Source organism: Xanthobacter sp. NM-59, from assembly GCF_021401125.1.
GTDB lineage: Bacteria > Pseudomonadota > Alphaproteobacteria > Rhizobiales > Xanthobacteraceae > Xanthobacter.
On record NZ_JACBFQ010000009.1, the window covers coordinates 41,745 to 58,104 of the forward strand.

Consider the following 16,360-nt stretch of genomic DNA (forward strand, 5'->3'; position numbering starts at 1 on the left):
TTTCACCGGCGGCCGCATCTCGTGCCCGCCCTGAGCCTTGTTTTCGCCTTGGGCGCCACGCTGCCCGCCACCGCGTCCGACTTTGCGGACGGGCTCATGGGCGGCCCGGATGTGTGGGAGGTCCGCGGCCTGGAGCCGGGGCACGAGCTGGAGCTGCACGCTGGCCCCTCGTCCCGCGACAGTGTCCTTGCGCGCTTCGCCAACGGGGCGCGGCTGACCAACATGGGTTGCGCCATGAAGGACGATGAGCGCTGGTGCCAGGTTGCCCCGCGCGAAGGCGGCAAGCCCACGGGCTGGGTGCAGGGCCGCTTCCTGCGCGAAGGCGCGCCCTAGGGCCGCCTCGTCCTATTGTGGACACACCTTAGCCTATTGAATTCACGTTCTTTCTTCGCGCAACGCGGCTCAAGGCACCGCATAGAGCACCGCGCCTGCCGTCAGGCCGGCGCCTACCGCCGTCATCAGCACCTTCTCGCCCGAAACAAGGGGCCGCTCCTCGGCGCTTGCTGCGAGGGAAAAGGGGATGGTGGCGGCCGAGGAATTGCCGAATTCGGCGATGGTGGAAACAACCGTTTCCGGTCCCAGCCCCACCGCCTTGCGCACCGCCTCGAAGATACGAACATTGGCCTGATGGGGCACGAAGCGGGTGACCGCGCTGGCCGCCACCCCCGCCTCATCCAAAGCGCGCCGCGCGCCCTGCGTCATCATCTCCACCGCCTGGGTGAAAACCGCGCGGCCATCCGGCATGCTCATCAACAAATCCTCGGCCGGCACGTCCGGCCCATATGGCCTGCGGCTACCGCCGGCCGGAATACGAATGAGGTCGTAATGGGCGCCGTCGCCCGCCAGATGCACGCCCAGAAGGCCGGCATCCACCCGTTCGGAGGGCACCAGCAGCGCCGCGCCCGCGGCATCGGCGAACAGCACGGCGCTGGAACGATCCGCCGGATTGATGCGCCGGCTCAGGATGTTGGCGGCCACCACCAGGGCCGGCCGCCCCTGGGTGCGCACGAAGCCGTCGGCCAGGGCCAGGGCGTACAGGAAGCCCGAGCACGCGCCGGCGAGATCGACGCCCCCGGCCCCGGTCAGCCCCAGCCGGTGCGCCAGCAGCGGCGCCGAGGGCGGCAGCAGATGATCCGGCGTGGAGGTGGCGAGCAGCAGCAGGCCGACGTCCGCGCGATCGATGCCCGCGGAGGCCAGCGCCTGCTCACCGGCCGGCCGGGCAATATCCGTCAGCGCCTCGTCTGGTGCCGCATAGCGCCGGGCGCGGATGCCGGTGCGCCGGGCGATCCAGCCTGCTTCCAGCCCGAGAGCCGCCTCCAGCTCGGCATTCTCCACGCGCCGCGCGGGCGCGTGGCGGCCGAAGCCGGCGATGCGGCTCGCCGGCGCGCCCCTCATGCGAGCACCCCCGGCAGCATGTCGATGGCGGCGTAGATCTCGCCCAGCTCGTCGCGGGTCACGCAATAAGGGGGCATCACGTAGATGGTGTTGCCCAGCGGGCGCAGCAGCAGGCCGCGTTCCAGGAAATAGGCCATCAGGCGGGGCGCCACCTGGGCCAGGTAGCCCGCATCGCCCACCTTGAGGTCGAGCGCGGTGATGGTGCCGCAGCGGCGCACATTCTCAAACCGCGCATCGTGGCGGAAGGGCTCGATGAACGCGCCCTGCCAGGTGGCGAGGGTGGCGACCCGCTTCGCCACCGGCTCATTGCGCCATACCCCCACATTGGCCAGCGCCGCCGCGCAGGCGATGGGATTGGCCGTGTAGGAGGAGGAATGGAAGAAGGTGCGCGACCGGTCCATGGAGTAATGGGCCGTGAAGATATCCTCACGGCACAAAGTGGCCGCCAGCGGCACCAGGCCCCCGGTGATGCCCTTGGACAGGCACATGATGTCCGGGCTGATGCCGGCCTGGGTGCAGGCGAACAGCGTGCCGGTGCGGCCCCATCCGGTCATCACCTCATCGGCGATGAAGAGCACGCCATGGGCCTCGCAGATGTCCTTCATGGCCGCCAGCACTTCGGGCGGATAGATCAGCATGCCCCCCGCCCCGAGCACCAGCGGTTCCACGATGAAGGCCGCCGGGCCTTCCGCGCACAAGGCGGAGAGGGCCTTCAGCGTCTCTTCCTCGCGCCCGGCGTGGGGGAAGGGAACGCGCTTCACATCGAACAGCAGCGGCTCGTAGGCGGAGTTGAACACCCCACGCTCGCCCACCGACATGGTGCCAATGGTGTCGCCGTGGTAGCCGCCCTCCATCACCACGATGGAGCTGCGGTCGATGCCCATGTTGCGCCAGTAGCCCAGCGCCATCTTCAGCGCCACTTCCACGGCGGTGGAGCCGCTGTCGGAATAGAACACCCGCGACAGCCCCTCGGGCGCCAGCGCCACCAGCTCCCGCGCCAGCCCTTCGGCCGGCGCATGGGTGAAGCCGGCGAAGATGATCTGGTCGAGGGTGTCCACCTGCGCCTTCACCGCCTCCACGATGGCCGGGTGGCGATGGCCGTGGGTGACCACCCACCAGGAAGAGATGGCATCGAGAATGCGCGCGCCCTCGGGCGTGTAGAGATGGGCCCCCTCGCTGCGGGCGATGGGCGTCATGACGGGCTGGAGCGCGTGCTGGGTAAACGGATGCCAGATGGGCGAGCCGCAGGGAATGGCGCCATTCATGAAAGCGTCTGTCCTTCTCGTCCTTCGAGAAAATCCTCCCGCCGGAAGCCGGCGGCGAAGGCCGCGGCGAGGCTGGCGGGCGTCAGAGGATCGAGCGGCACCAGGGTGCCGAGCACGCGCACCGCGCCAAGGCGGGCGATCATGCGCGCATTCTCCCCATGGGGCGGGCCGATGAGCACCACGCCCAGCACCGGCACCGCGCGGGCGCGCAGCGCCTCCAGCGACAGCAAGGTGTGGTTGAGGGTGCCGAGGCCAGAGCGCGCGCACAGCACCACCGGCAGCCGCCAGCGGGCGAACACGTCGATGAAAAGCAGATCATCGGTGAGCGGCACCATCAGCCCGCCCGCGCCCTCGATCACCAGCGGCTTCGCCGGATCATCGGCGGGCGGGTCGAGCCGGGCGGGGTCGATGGTCACGCCGTCGATGGCGGCGGCCAGATGGGGCGAGGCCGGCGTCTTCAGGCGGTAGGCCTCCGGCAGGACATCGGCCGCCGGCAGCGCGCCGAGCCGGGCGGCGGCCTCGGAATCAGTCTCTTCCTCCAGGCCGGATTGCACCGGCTTCCAGTAGCGGGCCTTCAGGAATCCGGCGAGGCCGGAGCTGAAAACCGTCTTGCCGATGCCGGTATCGGTCCCGGTCACCACGAGACGGGTCATGCCGCGCGGCTCCCCATGTCCTCGGCCAGGGCGTCCACCAGGGCGGTCACGTCCGCTTCTTCCACATTGAGCGTGAAGGACACGCGCAGGCGCGCCGTGCCCTCGGGCACGGTCGGCGGGCGCACGCCGCGCACGTCGAAGCCCCGCGCCTGCATGGCGCTCGCGAGCGCCATGGCCCGGCCGTTGTCGCCGATGATGATGGGCTGGATCTGCGATCCGGAAACAGGCACGCCGATACGCGCGAGCTGGCGCCCCGCATGGGCCACCAGCGCCGCGAGCCGCGCCCGCCGCTCCGGCTCCGCCTCCAGCAGCCGCAGCGCCTCCTCGGCCGCCACCGCGGTCAACGGCGAGGGGGCCGTGGCATAGATGAAGGGCCGGGCCCGGTTCACCAGGAAGTCGCACAGCACCTTGGCGCCCGCCAGGAGCGCGCCGGAACCGCCCAGCGCCTTCCCGCAGGTGTGCAGCACCAGCACATTCTCGCGCCCCTCGAAGGACGCGGCCAGCCCGCGGCCGTCCTCCCCATAGACGCCGGTGGCGTGGGCCTCGTCGATGAAGAAGAAGGCGTCGTTGGCGTCGGCCAAGGCCATCAGCTCATGGAGCGGCGCCCGGTCGCCATCCATGCTGTAGAGGCTTTCCACCGCGATCCAAACCCGCCCGGTGCCGCCGCCGGCACGGAACCGGCGGATCTCCTCGGCGAACGCCTCCACATCATTATGGCGCGCGGTGGCGGCGAGCGCGCGGCCGGCCCGCACCCCCTCATGGGCGCTGGCGTGCACCAGCTCGTCCATCACCACGAGGTCGCCCTTCTGCGGCAAAGTCGTGAGAGCGGTGTAATTGGCCACGAAGCCGCCGCCGAAGAACAGCGCCCGCTCGGCATGGAAGAACTGGGCGGCCGCGGCCTCCAGGCTTTCGTGCTCCTCGGTATTGCCGCGCAGCAGACGCGAGCCGCCGGCGCCCACGGGGGTGCCGGCATCCAGCGCGCGCCGCACCGCCTCGCCCAGGCGCCCCGAGGCGGCAAGGCCGAGATAGTCGTTGGAGGCGAAATCACGCCCGGCGCGGGGAGCCAGGGTGCGCAGGCGATCCTTGCGCTCCAGCCCCCTGAGGGTGGCGGCATAGCGCTCCAGCAGGCCGGAGCGGCCGGGTTCGGTCATTCCGCCGCTGCCGCCGCCATGGAGGCGCAGGGGGCCTCGACCTCCACGGTCTCGATCTCCACCTTCATTTCCATGGGGTGGAGCCCCAGCCGCTGGAACAGCTGCGTGTCCTTGTCCTCTTCGGGATTGCCGGCGGTGAGCAGGGTCTCGCCCACGAAGATGGAATTGGCGCCGGCGAAGAAGCACAAGGCCTGCATCTCGTCGCTCATCTCGGTGCGGCCGGCGGAGAGGCGCACGTGGGAGGTGGGCATCATGATGCGCGCGAGCGCGATGGTGCGCACGAAATCGATGGGGTCCACCTTCGGCGCGTTTTCCATGGGCGTGCCGGGGATCGCGATGAGCATGTTGATGGGCACGCTGTCCGGCGGCTCGGGCAGGTTGGCGAGGGTCACCAGCATGTCGACCCGGTCCTCCGCCTTCTCGCCGAGGCCGAGAATGCCGCCCGAGCACACCTTGATGCCCGCCTCGCGCACATTATCCAGCGTCTCCAGCCGGTCGGCGAAGGTGCGGGTGGTGATGACGTTGGCGTAGTGGGCTTCGGAGGTATCGATATTGTGGTTGTAATAATCGAGCCCCGCCGCCTTCAGCCGCCCCGCCTGATCGGGGGAGAGCATGCCGAGCGTCATGCAGGTTTCCATGCCGAGGGCTTTGACCCCCTCCACCATGGCCAGCACGAAGCCCATGTCGCGTTCCTTGGGACTGCGCCAGGCGGCGCCCATGCAATAGCGCGTGGCGCCGGCGTCGCGGGCCTTCTTCGCCTCGGCCAGCACACGCTCCACTTCCATGAGCTTGGAGGCGTCGAGATCGGCATCATTGCGGGCGGACTGGCTGCAATAGCCGCAATCCTCCGGGCAACCGCCGGTCTTGATGGACAAGAGGCGGCTCAGCTGCACCGCATTGGGGTCGAAGTTGGCGCGGTGGACGGTCTGGGCCTGGAACAAAAGATCGTTGAACGGCGCGCCGTAAAGCGCCAGCGCCTCGTCCCGGGTCCAAGCCCGACGGGACGCTCCGCCCTGCGAAGCCAACCCGTCTTCCATGTTCACGGCGACCGACATGTCCACTCCCGACCGTTTCTTGAAGTCCGCTTCCGGCGCGGACCCGGGAGCGGGCCCGGAAGCGGGCCCCGGGTGTCCGGCGCGGAAAGGGCGGACCTTAGCCAATGACGCCCCCGCAGGGAATAGCCGACAGCACGGCCAAGGTTCCCTCTTTGTCCACGCGCCCCTATGGGTTACCAATAAGGCGACGCTGGATGCTCCCCATGAACGCCATCACCTCGCTCAAGTCGTTCTTCATCGGCCGCGTCGCCGGCCTGCGTGCACCCCTTTATGCCCATGCCGGGCAAATCACCGTGCCCGCCGACGATCCCCATGACGAGATCGCGGACCACCGTCACGACCACGACCCGGCCGAGGGCCAGTCCTTCGTCATCGATTACGTGGACCATGCCGGCAATCGCAGCCATCGGCGCATTTCGGTCTGGGCCGTGCAGCGCAATGTGGAGGGCGTGCCCATCCTGGTGGCTAAGTGCCACGAGCGCCAGGCCACCCGCGCTTTCCGGGTGGACCGCATCAAGGCCGTCACCGATTTCGACGGCACCCGGCGCGAGCCGCTTTCTCGCTTCTTCTTCGAAACCTTCGGCTTCACCTGGCCCAAGGACGCCATCATCGTGCCGAGCGCGGAACCCGCCGATGTGCGCTGGGACCGCATCCGCACCCTCATCGGCCAGTCCGGCGTGGTGCTGCTGCTCGCCCTTGCCCTCGCCGACGGCGACCTTGGCGCGGCGGAGATGGAGGAGATCCAGTTCTTCTGCGAGCGGACCTGCACCGCCGCCGGCCTCGACCTTTCCGGCGCCGAGCGGGAGCGGCTGGCGGCCCATCTCGGTCGCCTGCGGCCGACGCCGGAGAGCGTGGACCGGGCGCTTGACACCCTGCTGGACGCGGAACAGCCCGCCATCGCGCGCCTGCTCAAGGCCGGCCTTCAGGTGATCGCCGCCGACGGCACCCTGATGGAGGAGGAAGCGCGGCTGCTGGACAGCTTCTGCGTGACCCTCACCGGACAGAGCCTGCTTTAGGGCGCTTTCGAGCGAAGCGGAAACAGGCTCGCCTCAAGAACATGCGTACAGACGAACGGATCGACCGCTCAGCGTTTCCATGGAAAGCTGAAGCAGTCGAGCCGGCCGGGAATGCCCGGCCCCCGCCGCCTGCGATCAGCCCGGCGGGGTGTCGTTGGAATCCCGGAATTCGAAGATCTTGCGCAGGAAGCCCGGCGCCACGGCGGAGATGGGGTTCACCCGCAGCGTCGGCCCGCTCATGGGACCGACAACCTCGAACGTCACGCCCAACAGCCCTTCATTGGGGCCACCGCCGAGGAACATGCCCAGCACCGGCAGCTTGGAGAACATGTTGTTGAGGGCGTAAGCGGGCACGAAGGTGCCCCGCATGGACAGCCGGTTGGCGGCAAAATCCAGCGTGCCGTCGAAGGTCACGCCCGCGGAGGTGCCCCAGATGGCGCCATCCTTAAAGGTGATCTTGCCCGGCGTGCGCACGAACTGAGCCTGAGCTTTCTCGAACGCCGCCGATCCATCAACGATGTTGCCGGAGGAGTCGCGCACCGCGCTGGACAGCTGGGTGAGGCCCGGCTCCCCCTTCACGAAGAAGTTGCGCAGATGCAGCAGGCCCTGCTGCGGGGTGTCGTCGCTGCGTGGCGGGTCCACAACCAACCAGGCATCGCCCCCCTGCATCTTGGGATAGATGTCGAGAAAGCGCAGCAGCGCGCCGGCATCGGTGGTGGCCACCTGCAGCGCCGGCCCCTTGCCGCGCCAGTCGCGGATCTCATTCTTCCAGTCCCGGATCTTGCCGGAAAGGGAGCCCTCGCGGCCCACCTTGGCCGAAAGGTCCAGCTCCGTTATCTCCACCCCGCGCCGCGCGACGCGCAGGTCGAACTGGCGCATCACCTCGCCATTGTTGCCGGTCAGGGCCCCCACCTTCGCGTCGAGATCCACATCCGGCATCTTGGTCTGGCGGCGGTTGGCCGAACCGGTGGGTGTGGTCATGATGCTCTTCATGATCCCGCGCGCGTCCATCACCTCGCCGGTGAGGCGGACCTTCAGCACCTCGCCCGCTTTGTCCGCCTTGAGCGCGGCCTTGTCGCCATCGGAAAGCTGGAACACCGGGAACTGGGCGGACAGCAGATCCCCCGAATCCGAAAGCTCCAGCGAGCCCTTCAGCAGCGTGCCCGACCCTTCCATGGTCAGGTCGTTGAGCCGCACCGTGCGGCCCTCGTCATTCATGCTGAAGCGCGCCTTGAGGGGCTTGCCGCTGGGCTTGCTGAGGCCGGGAATAAGATCGGAAATGCGGGCCGCGGTCAGATCCACCTCGATGGTCGCGCGGGTGTCCACATTGTTGGTGGTGCCGACGAACTGCACCGCCAGCGGTCCCGTTATGCCCGGCACGTCCAGCCCGAGCTTCACCCGCGCCGCATCGTCCACCGTGGCGCTGATGCGGATGTCGGCGTCGGCCACATCCTTCTTCTTCTCATACTCGAAGGCGATGGGCGCGCCGCCGAGCTTGCCGTTGCCACGCAGCAGAATGCCGGTAGGCGAGGCAAACGCCTGCACCGTCGCGCCCTCGAGCCGCAGCGCCTTGAACACCTTGTCCACGCCGAAATCGGTGAGGGTGGCATCCACCGAGTAGTCAAGGTCTTCCGGCAGCGGCACCTTGCGGAAGATGATGTTGAGCTGGAGCAACGCGGAGAACTTGCCGCGCGTGGTGGAAGGGTCGAAGGCGGTTCCAGCCGGCCCCTTCAGAGGCTCCATGCCCAGCACCTCAACGGCAGCATCCGCCGGCCCGGCGAAGCGCACCGAAATCTTCGCCGTGGGCTCGCGCGGGAAATAATCCGGCATGAACATCACGCCGTTATTCACCGCGATCTTCCGGTTTTGCGGCGTCACCATGGTTCCATCGGGCATGTCGATGCGCACGGTGCGGCCCGTCACCACGATGGCGAGGCTGGCATTCTCCACCGGCGGCAGCCCCTTCACCGGCAGCAGGGTCACGCCCTTGCCGTTGATGGTGAAATGCACGCTGTCCTCGGGCAGCGGCACCTGCTTCTGGCCGATGAGGTCGAGCGGGATGTTGACCAGGAGATTGATGTCGCTGGCCGTGCCGCCGGAAACGTTCTCGATGGCGAACTGGCGCGCCGGGGGCGCGATGCTCACCGGCCAGAAGCGCTTGACGGTGGCCACCGGCATGGGCGAGGCAGCGCCCTGCATGCGCAGGCTCGGCACCTGCGCGCCGAAATCGAAGGCGGCGGTGAAGGTGAAGCTGCCGACCTTGCTGCCGAGCAGGCCGCGCTCAACCCGCAGCTGGCGGCTCGCGGTGTCATAGGCGCCAGCCACCTCCACCTGGTCGATGACGAGCGCCGGCTCGCTCATCTCCGGGCCCTTGAGCACCACAGAATCCTGCGAGATGGCGAAGGACCAAGGGTCGCGGGCCTGCGCCGGCACGTGGATCTCACCCTTCAGCGCCACCTTGTTCTCGTTCTTGGCGGCCACGATGGGGTCGAGCACGATCACCCGGCGGGTGGCATCAAGCCGGGCCCCCAGATGGGCATAGTCGATGATGAAGCGCTCGGTCGGCTCCTCGCCATTGCCGATGGCGCCGGCTCCCAGCTCGATATCGGCATCGGCGGCCTTCAGGTCGCCATTCAGGCCCAGGCGCGCCGTCAGCGTCGCGTTCAGGGGCGTGTCCATATAGAAGCGGCGGTGATCCTGGCTGAAGGCCTGGACCAGATCGCGCGTGGACAGGTCGTTGATGACCACTTCCACCGCCCGCTCGTCATTGCGGGCGGGCGCGATGCGCGCCACCGCCGTGGAGACGCCTTGCGGCCCCTGGGAGGTGAAGCTCAGCTCCGCGCCGCCCGCCGGCATCCGCGCCAGCCGCACGGTGATGTGGCGAAACACGATGCGCCGGCCGGAACTCTCATTCTCAACGATGAGGGTGCCATCCTTCAGGCCCACGTCCGCCAGGGCGCCTCCATCGAAGCCCACCGCATCGAGATCCTTCAGCCATTGCGCCAGGAAGCGCAGCCGCAGGGGATCGATTTCATCGGGGGCGGCGGCCGGCATTGCGGCGTGGGCCGCCGGATCAGCCGCGCCGGGGACACCCACGGCCGCGACCGGCTGCGCGGAGGGCGCGCCGCCGGCCACCGGCGGAACCGGCTGCGACTTGAGGGATGGCTTCACCGGCTGGGCATCGTCGCCCGAGGCGACGGCCACGGCGAGCTGGCCGGAGGCGCTGATGTGAACCGTCATCTGCGCGCCGATGAGGTCCACACGGCGCGCCTTGGGCATGAGCGAGAGCAGGGAGCCTTCCAGCTCCACCTCGGCGCTGGGCGCGCTGGCCATCAGCTCGCCATCGGCCGCGAAAACCTTGATGTCGTGAACCACGACAGCGGTTGCGCCATCGCTCGCCCGCTCCACGGTGGTGGAACCGATGGACACCTTCCGGCCATCGCCGATTCGGTCCTCCAGGGCTTGCTCGATATAGGGCGTCGCCACATTGGCGGTCACCACGCCCGTGGCGATGAGCGCGTAAAGGGTCAGCGCCGCGAGGCTGGCGAGGGCGATGAAGCCGAGCACGATGCTCGCGGCCACGCGCGCGATGCGCCCCCGCGGCACCAGCGCACCCATGAGGCTGCGGATGTGCGCGTGGCGTGGTCTGCGCCGCTGCGAAGCGGGGCTCGGCCCGAAATCCTCCATGCCCGCGTCGTCCTCCCGCAACCGTCTCACTCACCGGACGCTCTGGCGGGTGCCGCCGCGAACCGCCGCGCACCCATTACACGCCCCAACATTTCAACCTAATGTCCATCTTCGGCGTAAAGATGAGGTGGATCGATGCGCGCACAGCATACCGCCCGCCCACGGAACGGGACTATGCTCGCCTCAGGTCCAGCGATTTGCCGTATGGCGCGGAACACGTCGAAAGGAAGGCGAATGGGTAAAATTCCCGAAGTCGGCTCCAAAGCACCCCCGTTTCGCCTCAAACGGGACGGCGGCGGCGAGGTGAGCCTCGACGATTTCAAGGGCCGCAAGCTGGCGCTTTATTTCTACCCCAAGGCCAACACCTCCGGCTGCACCAAGGAGGCGATCGCCTTCAACGGCCTCAAGGCCGCCTTTGCCGCCGCGGACACCGACATCGTCGGCGTTTCCGCCGATCCGGTGAAGGCCCAGGACAGCTTCAAGGCCAAGCACGAGCTCGACTTCCCCCTCGGCTCCGACGAGACCCACGAGATGCTGGAAGCCTACGGCGTGTGGGGCGAAAAGAGCATGTACGGCCGCAAGTTCATGGGCATCACCCGCGCCACCGTGCTGATCGGCCGCGACGGCAAGATCGCCAGGGTCTGGCCCAAGGTGAAGGTGGATGGCCATGCCGAGGATGTTCTGAAGGCGGCCCAGGAGCTGGCGTGAGGCCGCGCTCCGGCGGTGGAGCGCGGCCATCCCGGTGGCGAAAGAGACGCCGCGACCGCTGACTTGTCCACAGATCCCCGCCCCGATGGGCGGGTTCCACCGCCGCGCCGGCCCATCTGACCTTCCGTCAGATAAGGCAGAGAATCAGGCCACGGCGACGTTCTGCGGCAGCACGAACGGACCGGGCGGGGCCACCCCCACCCGCACCTTCACCCCGAAGGCCCGCTCCAGCACCTCGTCCGTGAGCACCCCGGCCACCGGGCCCTCGGCCACCAGGCCACCATGGGCGAGCACCACCAGGCGGTCCGCCACCATGGCCGCGAGGTTAAGGTCGTGCAGCACGGCCAGCACGCCGCCGCCGGCATCCGCATGGGCCCGGGCGAGGCGCAGGACCGTGAGCTGGTGGGCAAGATCGAGGCTGGCCGTGGGCTCGTCCAGGAACAGGTAGGAGGGCTTGCCCGCCTGCGCGCATTCCAGCTGGGCCAGGATGCGCGCGAGCTGCACGCGCTGGCGCTCGCCGCCCGAAAGGCTCTCATAGCGGCGCTCCGAAAAGCCCGGCAGGTCCACCTGCCGCAACAGCCTCGCGACGCGCGATGCGCCCTCCCCGCCCGCCGTGGGACCGACGCCCATGAGGCCCACCGAGATCACCTCCGCCACCGAGAAGGCGAACGCCACTTCCGCCGCCTGGGGCAGCACCGCGCGGCGCCGCGCCAGCTCGGCCGCCGGCATGGCGTGAATGTCCGCTCCATCGAGCCGCACCGTGCCGCCCGCCAGCCGGTGCTCGCCCGACAGGGCTCTCAGCAGCGTGGACTTGCCGGCGCCATTGGGGCCCACCAGCACCGTCACCTCGCCCGGCCGCAGGGCCAGGGCTACGCCATCCAGCAGCACCCGGCCGCCGGCCACGACCCGCACATCCTTCGCTTCATACATCGTCTCACCCCACGAAGGCGCGGCGCCGCAGCAGCAGCCACAGAAAGAAGGGCGCACCCACCAGGGCCGTGACCACGCCCAAGGGCAGTTCCGCCGGCGCGGCGAGCATGCGCGAGAGAATGTCGGCCGCCAGTAGCACCGCGGCCCCCAGCAGGGCCGAGGCCGGCAGCAGCACCCGATGGGAGGGGCCCAGCGCCAGCCGTGCCAGATGGGGCACCACGAGGCCGATGAAGCCCACCACCCCGGCGGCCGCCACCGATGCGCCCACGCCCGCAGCGACACCGATGATGGCAATGCGCTTCAGCCGCTCCACCGCGATGCCCACATGGAAGGCCTCCGCCTCACCGAGCGCCAGGGCGTCGAGCCCGCGCGCCAGCAGTGGAGAGGCCAGCACCAGAGCGATGATGAACGGCGCGGCAAGCCCCACCTTCACCCAGGTGGCGCCGCCGAGGCTGCCCATGGTCCAGAACAGGAACTCGCGGGTCTGCTGCTCGGAGGCCATGAACACCATGACGCCGGTGCCGGCGCTCGCCAGCGCGCCCAGCGCCAGCCCCGCGAACAGCAAGGTGGCGACCGAGGTGCGGCCGTCGCTGGTGGCGAGCCGGCCGATGAGCAGCGTGGTGGCAAGCCCGCCCAGGAACGCCGCCAACGGCAGGCCGAGCAGCTGCACCGAAGAGGGCAGCACTGCCCCGAGCGCGCCGCCGAACACCACCCAGGCCACGGCCGCCAGCGCCGCCCCGGGCGCCACGCCCACAAGTCCCGGATCGGCCAGGGCATTTCGGAACACCCCCTGCATCATGGCCCCGGCCACCGCCGTGCCGGCCCCCACCAGGGCGCCGAGGACCGCGCGCGGCAGGCGCACATCCAGGATGACGATGCGTTCGCGCAAAAGCCCCTCGGCCGCCGGAACGCCGCTCACCGCATCCCACAGCACCGCCAGCACCCGGGCCGGCGGAATGGCGAACGGCCCGATGGCGAGCGCGCCCAGGAAGGACAGCACCGCCAGCACCGCGAACAGGCCCAGGCCCGCCGTCACCGGCCGGCGCGCGGGGCGCGCGGCGGCGGAAAGGGGCATGTGTTCCGCGCTCATTCGTCGGGCTCCGCCGCCCAGGGCCGCGCCGGCAGCTCGGGCATGTTCGAGTCATGAAGCGCGGCTGCCAGGTCACGCGCCGCCTGCGGCGCCCGCGGGCCGAAGCCGAGCAGATAGGAGCCGGGCAGGCTGACGAATCGTTTCTGCGTTGCCGCCGGCGTGCCGGCGAAGGCGGGCAGGCCGAGCACGCTTTCAGCGTCCAGCACCTGCCCGCCGCCGCGCATCACCACCACCGCGTCTGGATCGGCGGCCATGGCCGCCTCGTCCACCGCCGGCTTGTAGCCCTTGATGGCGGCCATGGCGTTCCGCACCCCCGCCAGCTGGAACATGGCATCCGCGCTGGTGTCCACGCCGCCCACCACCGCCGTGCCATTGCCGATGGAGAGCACGAACACCGCGCGCGGATGCGCCTTCAGCTCCGCCACGGCCTTGCCGAGCGCGGTGAAATCGGCGCGCACGGCCTCGGCAAGGGCCCTGCCCTTTTCCGGCTCGCCCACCGCGGCCGCCACCGCCTCGATCTTGCGCACCACGCCGTCCGCGTCATGAGCATCGGGAATGATGACGACCGGCACCGAGGCGCTCTCCAGCACATCGAGGGTGGAGCGCGGCCCCGCACCCTCCACGGCCAGGATGACGCTGGGCCCCACCGACAACACGCCTTCGGGCGCCAGCGTCCGCGAATAGCCCACGTCCGGCAGCTTGCGCGCGGCGGCGGGATAACGGCTGGTCTGGTCCACCGCGATCACCCGATCCCCCAGGCCAAGGGCGAACAGGATCTCCGTGACCGAGCCGCCGATGGACACGATGCGGGAGGCATCCTTCACGGACACCACCCGCCCGCGCGCGTCCATCACCTCCACCGCCCGGGCTGAGGCAAGAGCCGGCAGGATCGCGAAAAGCATTGCAGCCACAACGATATTGAGCGACATCAATATGCGCAATTTTGAATCACTCCAATCTCGTATTTCAGAGTCGATCTGATTCACTTGACTCGCCATATTCGATTTATTCAAAATTAAAAACCTCTATAGATGGCGACAATCGTGCATCAATAGATGGATTTATTTTCATATTTTGACAAGCGCGCATTGACTCAGCTTGACGCATCATTGGTAGCGCGATAACCCGGACCTCGCAGGCGAGACGGTCCTGCAGCGCGCGAAGTTCTGCCCCACGAACGGTAGCCAGCCACGACATGACGCGGAGACGATCATCGTGCGTGGGCCATCACACCCCCATCGAGCCCCTTTCATTCGTTCATTTCTTTTGAGCGGCGCCGCAGCCGGCGCGCTGTTTCTGAACGGCGCCGCCGCGCTGGCGCAGAGCCTGCCGCCGGCTTCCGCCAGCGAAGACGAAATCGCCCTCGACACCCTGACGGTCGCGGCCACGCGCGGCATCGAGACCACGGCGGTGGACGCGCTCGCCGGCGTCAGCGTCATCACGCCCGATGAGCTGCAGCAGCTCATGGCCTCGACCACGCAGCAGGTGTTTTTCGGCATTCCGGGCACCACGGTGCTTCAGAACGGCAATTCCACCCAGGCATCCATCAATATTCGCGGCATGCAGGACTTCGGTCGTGTCGCGGTCATCCTCGATGGCGCGCGCCAGAACTTCACCCAGCTCGGCCACAATGACGGCGCCGGCTCCTTCTTCCTGGAGCCCGCTCTGCTCAGCACGGTGGACGTGGTGCGCGGCCCGGTGGCCAACATCTACGGTTCCGGCGCCATCGGCGGCGTGGTCAGCTTCCGCACCAAGGATGTGAGCGACATCCTGAAGCCCGGCCAGAAATGGGGGGTGGAAACCAGCGGCGAGTTCGGTTCCAACGGCCCCATGGGCTTCGGTTCCGCCTTCGCGGCCACCCGCATCAACGACAATATGGACCTGTTCTTCGGCGGCACCCTGCGGGACCAGTCGCCCTACACCGACGGCGACGGCAATGAGGTGATCGGCACCGGCTACCAGACCTGGACCGGCCTCGCCAAGCTCACCGTGCGGCCAGCGGATTTCCACGAGGTGAAGCTCACCGCCCTCAACCTCGACAGCAGCTACACCACCGCCAACAGCTATCCGCCCACCGGCACCACCCAATACGGCACCGACGTGACCAACCGCACGTTGACCGCCAGCTACAATTACTCGAACCCGGACGACACCTGGTTCGACTGGCGCTCCACCGCCTATTGGAACCAGGTGAACCAGGACCAGACCAAGGTGGACGGCACCTGCTCCACCTCCACCGGCTGCGTCGGCGATCCGCGCAGCTTTGGCATCGACACCTGGGGCTTTGATGTGAACAACACATCCCGGCTCAATGTCGGCTCCGTGAAGAATGCCCTCACCATCGGCGGCGATTACTTCCACGACGACGTGAGCAACGAGGACAATTACGGCTTCGGCGCCGGATACAATCCCTCGGGCGAGCGCTCCGTGGGCGGCGCCTTCGCCCAATGGCAGGCCGACTGGACCTCTTGGCTTCAGACCATCGCCGCCGTGCGCTACGATTCCTACAAGCTTTCCAGCGACACCACTCCGGGCACCAGCGGCGACCGCTTCTCCCCCAAGATCACCGTGGGCGTCACGCCGTTCGAGTGGATCACCTTCTACGCCACCTATGCGGAAGGCTACCGCGCCCCGGCCGTGACCGAGGCCCTCGTGAATGGCGAACACCCCTCGGTGAGCCCGTATTTCAGCTTCGGCTTCCTGCCCAACCCCGACCTGAAGGCCGAGGTGGGCAAGAACAAGGAAATCGGCGTCAACCTGCGGTTCAACGACATCTTCGCCAAGGGCGACAAGTTCCGCGCCAAGGCCAATCTCTACCGCAACGACGTCTCGGACTATATCGAGATCGACTACATGACCGCCGCCGTGCCGGCATGCGCCGCCGCGGGCTGGATGCTCTGCTACCAGTACCAGAACGTGGCCGAGGCCCAGCTCCAGGGCTTCGAGTTCGAGAGCATGTATGATGCGGGCTATTGGTTCCTGGGCTTCAACGCCACCGTCTCGTCCGGCGACAACCAGACCGACAACCAGCCGCTCGTTTCCGTGATGCCCAACAACGTGGCCACGACCCTGGGCACGCGCCTGTTCGACAAGCGCCTGCAGGCATCGGTGCGCTGGCAGTGGGTAGCGGCCAAGACGGCGGAAGACCTGCCTTCCACCTACACCGCCTCGCAGCTCGAGGAGCTGGTGACGCCCAGCTTCAACCTGGTGAACGCCTATCTTTCCTACCAGGCCACCGAGTGGATCACCGCCCAGTTCGCCCTGGAGAACCTGCTCAATGAGCAATACACTGTCTATCAGCAGTTCGTGCCCAGCGCCGGCATCACCTTCAAGGCCGGGCTGAAGGTCACGATCGGCGGCGACGTTATCGCCGCCGCGACCCCTGCCCCCATCGTCAAGTAGCCGGGCCG

At 68.4% G+C, this 16,360-nt stretch carries 13 protein-coding genes; 4 read left to right on the plus strand and 9 right to left on the minus strand.

Annotated elements, in window-relative coordinates; translation table 11 throughout:
- The first annotated feature begins 21 nt into the window (after positions 1-21).
- On the plus strand, positions 22-333 hold the full coding sequence (locus tag L0966_RS15830; RefSeq protein WP_234052929.1) for an SH3 domain-containing protein: 312 nt from the start codon (positions 22-24) through the stop codon (positions 331-333).
- Positions 334-402: 69 nt separating this feature from the next.
- On the opposite strand, the gene L0966_RS15835 is transcribed toward L0966_RS15830, so the two are convergent.
- Genes L0966_RS15835 through bioB form a run of 5 tightly spaced genes read right to left on the minus strand, consistent with a single transcriptional unit; the run spans position 403 to position 5,501 of the window.
- A complete protein-coding gene (locus L0966_RS15835; RefSeq protein WP_234052930.1) occupies positions 403-1,395 on the minus strand; it encodes a beta-ketoacyl-ACP synthase III in 993 nt (330 codons plus the stop codon).
- Positions 1,392-2,660, minus strand: coding sequence for an adenosylmethionine--8-amino-7-oxononanoate transaminase (locus L0966_RS15840; protein ID WP_234052931.1), 1,269 nt, complete (start codon positions 2,658-2,660; stop codon positions 1,392-1,394). Before L0966_RS15840 ends, L0966_RS15835 begins: the two co-directional genes overlap by 4 nt.
- Positions 2,657-3,313: a dethiobiotin synthase gene (gene bioD / locus L0966_RS15845; RefSeq protein ID WP_234052932.1), complete on the minus strand. Its 657-nt coding sequence runs from the start codon at positions 3,311-3,313 to the stop codon at positions 2,657-2,659. Before bioD ends, L0966_RS15840 begins: the two co-directional genes overlap by 4 nt.
- Positions 3,310-4,464 carry an 8-amino-7-oxononanoate synthase gene (locus L0966_RS15850; RefSeq protein ID WP_234052933.1) on the minus strand — a complete coding sequence of 385 codons (1,155 nt, stop codon included), beginning with the start codon at positions 4,462-4,464 and terminating at the stop codon, positions 3,310-3,312. Before L0966_RS15850 ends, bioD begins: the two co-directional genes overlap by 4 nt.
- Positions 4,461-5,501, minus strand: a complete 1,041-nt coding sequence (gene bioB, locus L0966_RS15855; protein ID WP_234053079.1) for a biotin synthase BioB — start codon at positions 5,499-5,501, stop codon at positions 4,461-4,463. Before bioB ends, L0966_RS15850 begins: the two co-directional genes overlap by 4 nt.
- 221 nt (positions 5,502-5,722) lie before the next feature.
- Here bioB and L0966_RS15860 point away from each other — a divergent pair, with 221 nt between their 5' ends.
- Positions 5,723-6,535, plus strand: a complete 813-nt coding sequence (locus L0966_RS15860) for a WYL domain-containing protein (protein ID WP_234052934.1) — start codon at positions 5,723-5,725, stop codon at positions 6,533-6,535.
- Between the two features lie 135 nt (positions 6,536-6,670).
- Here L0966_RS15860 and L0966_RS15865 read toward each other — a convergent pair whose 3' ends face one another.
- Positions 6,671-10,252, minus strand: a complete 3,582-nt coding sequence (locus L0966_RS15865; protein WP_234052935.1) for a DUF3971 domain-containing protein — start codon at positions 10,250-10,252, stop codon at positions 6,671-6,673.
- Between the two features lie 174 nt (positions 10,253-10,426).
- Here L0966_RS15865 and L0966_RS15870 point away from each other — a divergent pair, with 174 nt between their 5' ends.
- The gene (locus L0966_RS15870) at positions 10,427-10,930 is read left to right on the plus strand and encodes a peroxiredoxin (RefSeq protein ID WP_234052936.1); all 504 of its coding nucleotides are present in this window, start codon (positions 10,427-10,429) and stop codon (positions 10,928-10,930) included.
- Between the two features lie 144 nt (positions 10,931-11,074).
- Here the strand turns inward: L0966_RS15870 and L0966_RS15875 are convergent, their stop codons facing one another.
- From L0966_RS15875 to L0966_RS15885, 3 genes are read right to left on the minus strand one after another with little or no spacing between them, the layout of a single operon-like run.
- Complete coding sequence (locus L0966_RS15875) at positions 11,075-11,860, minus strand: heme ABC transporter ATP-binding protein (protein WP_234052937.1); 786 nt, start codon at positions 11,858-11,860, stop codon at positions 11,075-11,077.
- Between the two features lie 4 nt (positions 11,861-11,864).
- Positions 11,865-12,950 carry an iron ABC transporter permease gene (locus tag L0966_RS15880; protein WP_234052938.1) on the minus strand — a complete coding sequence of 362 codons (1,086 nt, stop codon included), beginning with the start codon at positions 12,948-12,950 and terminating at the stop codon, positions 11,865-11,867.
- On the minus strand, positions 12,947-13,852 hold the full coding sequence (locus tag L0966_RS15885) for a hemin ABC transporter substrate-binding protein (protein ID WP_234052939.1): 906 nt from the start codon (positions 13,850-13,852) through the stop codon (positions 12,947-12,949). Before L0966_RS15885 ends, L0966_RS15880 begins: the two co-directional genes overlap by 4 nt.
- Before the next feature lie 364 nt (positions 13,853-14,216).
- Between L0966_RS15885 and L0966_RS15890 the strand changes: the two genes are divergently transcribed.
- Positions 14,217-16,352, plus strand: a complete 2,136-nt coding sequence (locus L0966_RS15890) for a TonB-dependent hemoglobin/transferrin/lactoferrin family receptor (protein WP_234052940.1) — start codon at positions 14,217-14,219, stop codon at positions 16,350-16,352.
- Positions 16,353-16,360 lie beyond the last annotated feature (8 nt).

Bases quoted from the DNA above. Each gene is read 5' to 3' on its own strand.
- L0966_RS15870 (WP_234052936.1), top strand. From the start codon at position 10,427: ATGGCGCGGAACACGTCGAAAGGAAGGCGAATGGGTAAAATTCCCGAA.
- L0966_RS15885 (WP_234052939.1), bottom strand. From the start codon at position 13,852: ATGCTTTTCGCGATCCTGCCGGCTCTTGCCTCAGCCCGGGCGGTGGAG.
- L0966_RS15850 (WP_234052933.1), bottom strand. From the start codon at position 4,464: ATGACCGAACCCGGCCGCTCCGGCCTGCTGGAGCGCTATGCCGCCACC.
- L0966_RS15835 (WP_234052930.1), bottom strand. From the start codon at position 1,395: ATGAGGGGCGCGCCGGCGAGCCGCATCGCCGGCTTCGGCCGCCACGCG.
- L0966_RS15875 (WP_234052937.1), bottom strand. From the start codon at position 11,860: ATGTATGAAGCGAAGGATGTGCGGGTCGTGGCCGGCGGCCGGGTGCTG.
- bioB (WP_234053079.1), bottom strand. From the start codon at position 5,501: ATGGAAGACGGGTTGGCTTCGCAGGGCGGAGCGTCCCGTCGGGCTTGG.
- bioD (WP_234052932.1), bottom strand. From the start codon at position 3,313: ATGACCCGTCTCGTGGTGACCGGGACCGATACCGGCATCGGCAAGACG.
- L0966_RS15860 (WP_234052934.1), top strand. From the start codon at position 5,723: ATGAACGCCATCACCTCGCTCAAGTCGTTCTTCATCGGCCGCGTCGCC.
- L0966_RS15880 (WP_234052938.1), bottom strand. From the start codon at position 12,950: ATGAGCGCGGAACACATGCCCCTTTCCGCCGCCGCGCGCCCCGCGCGC.
- L0966_RS15840 (WP_234052931.1), bottom strand. From the start codon at position 2,660: ATGAATGGCGCCATTCCCTGCGGCTCGCCCATCTGGCATCCGTTTACC.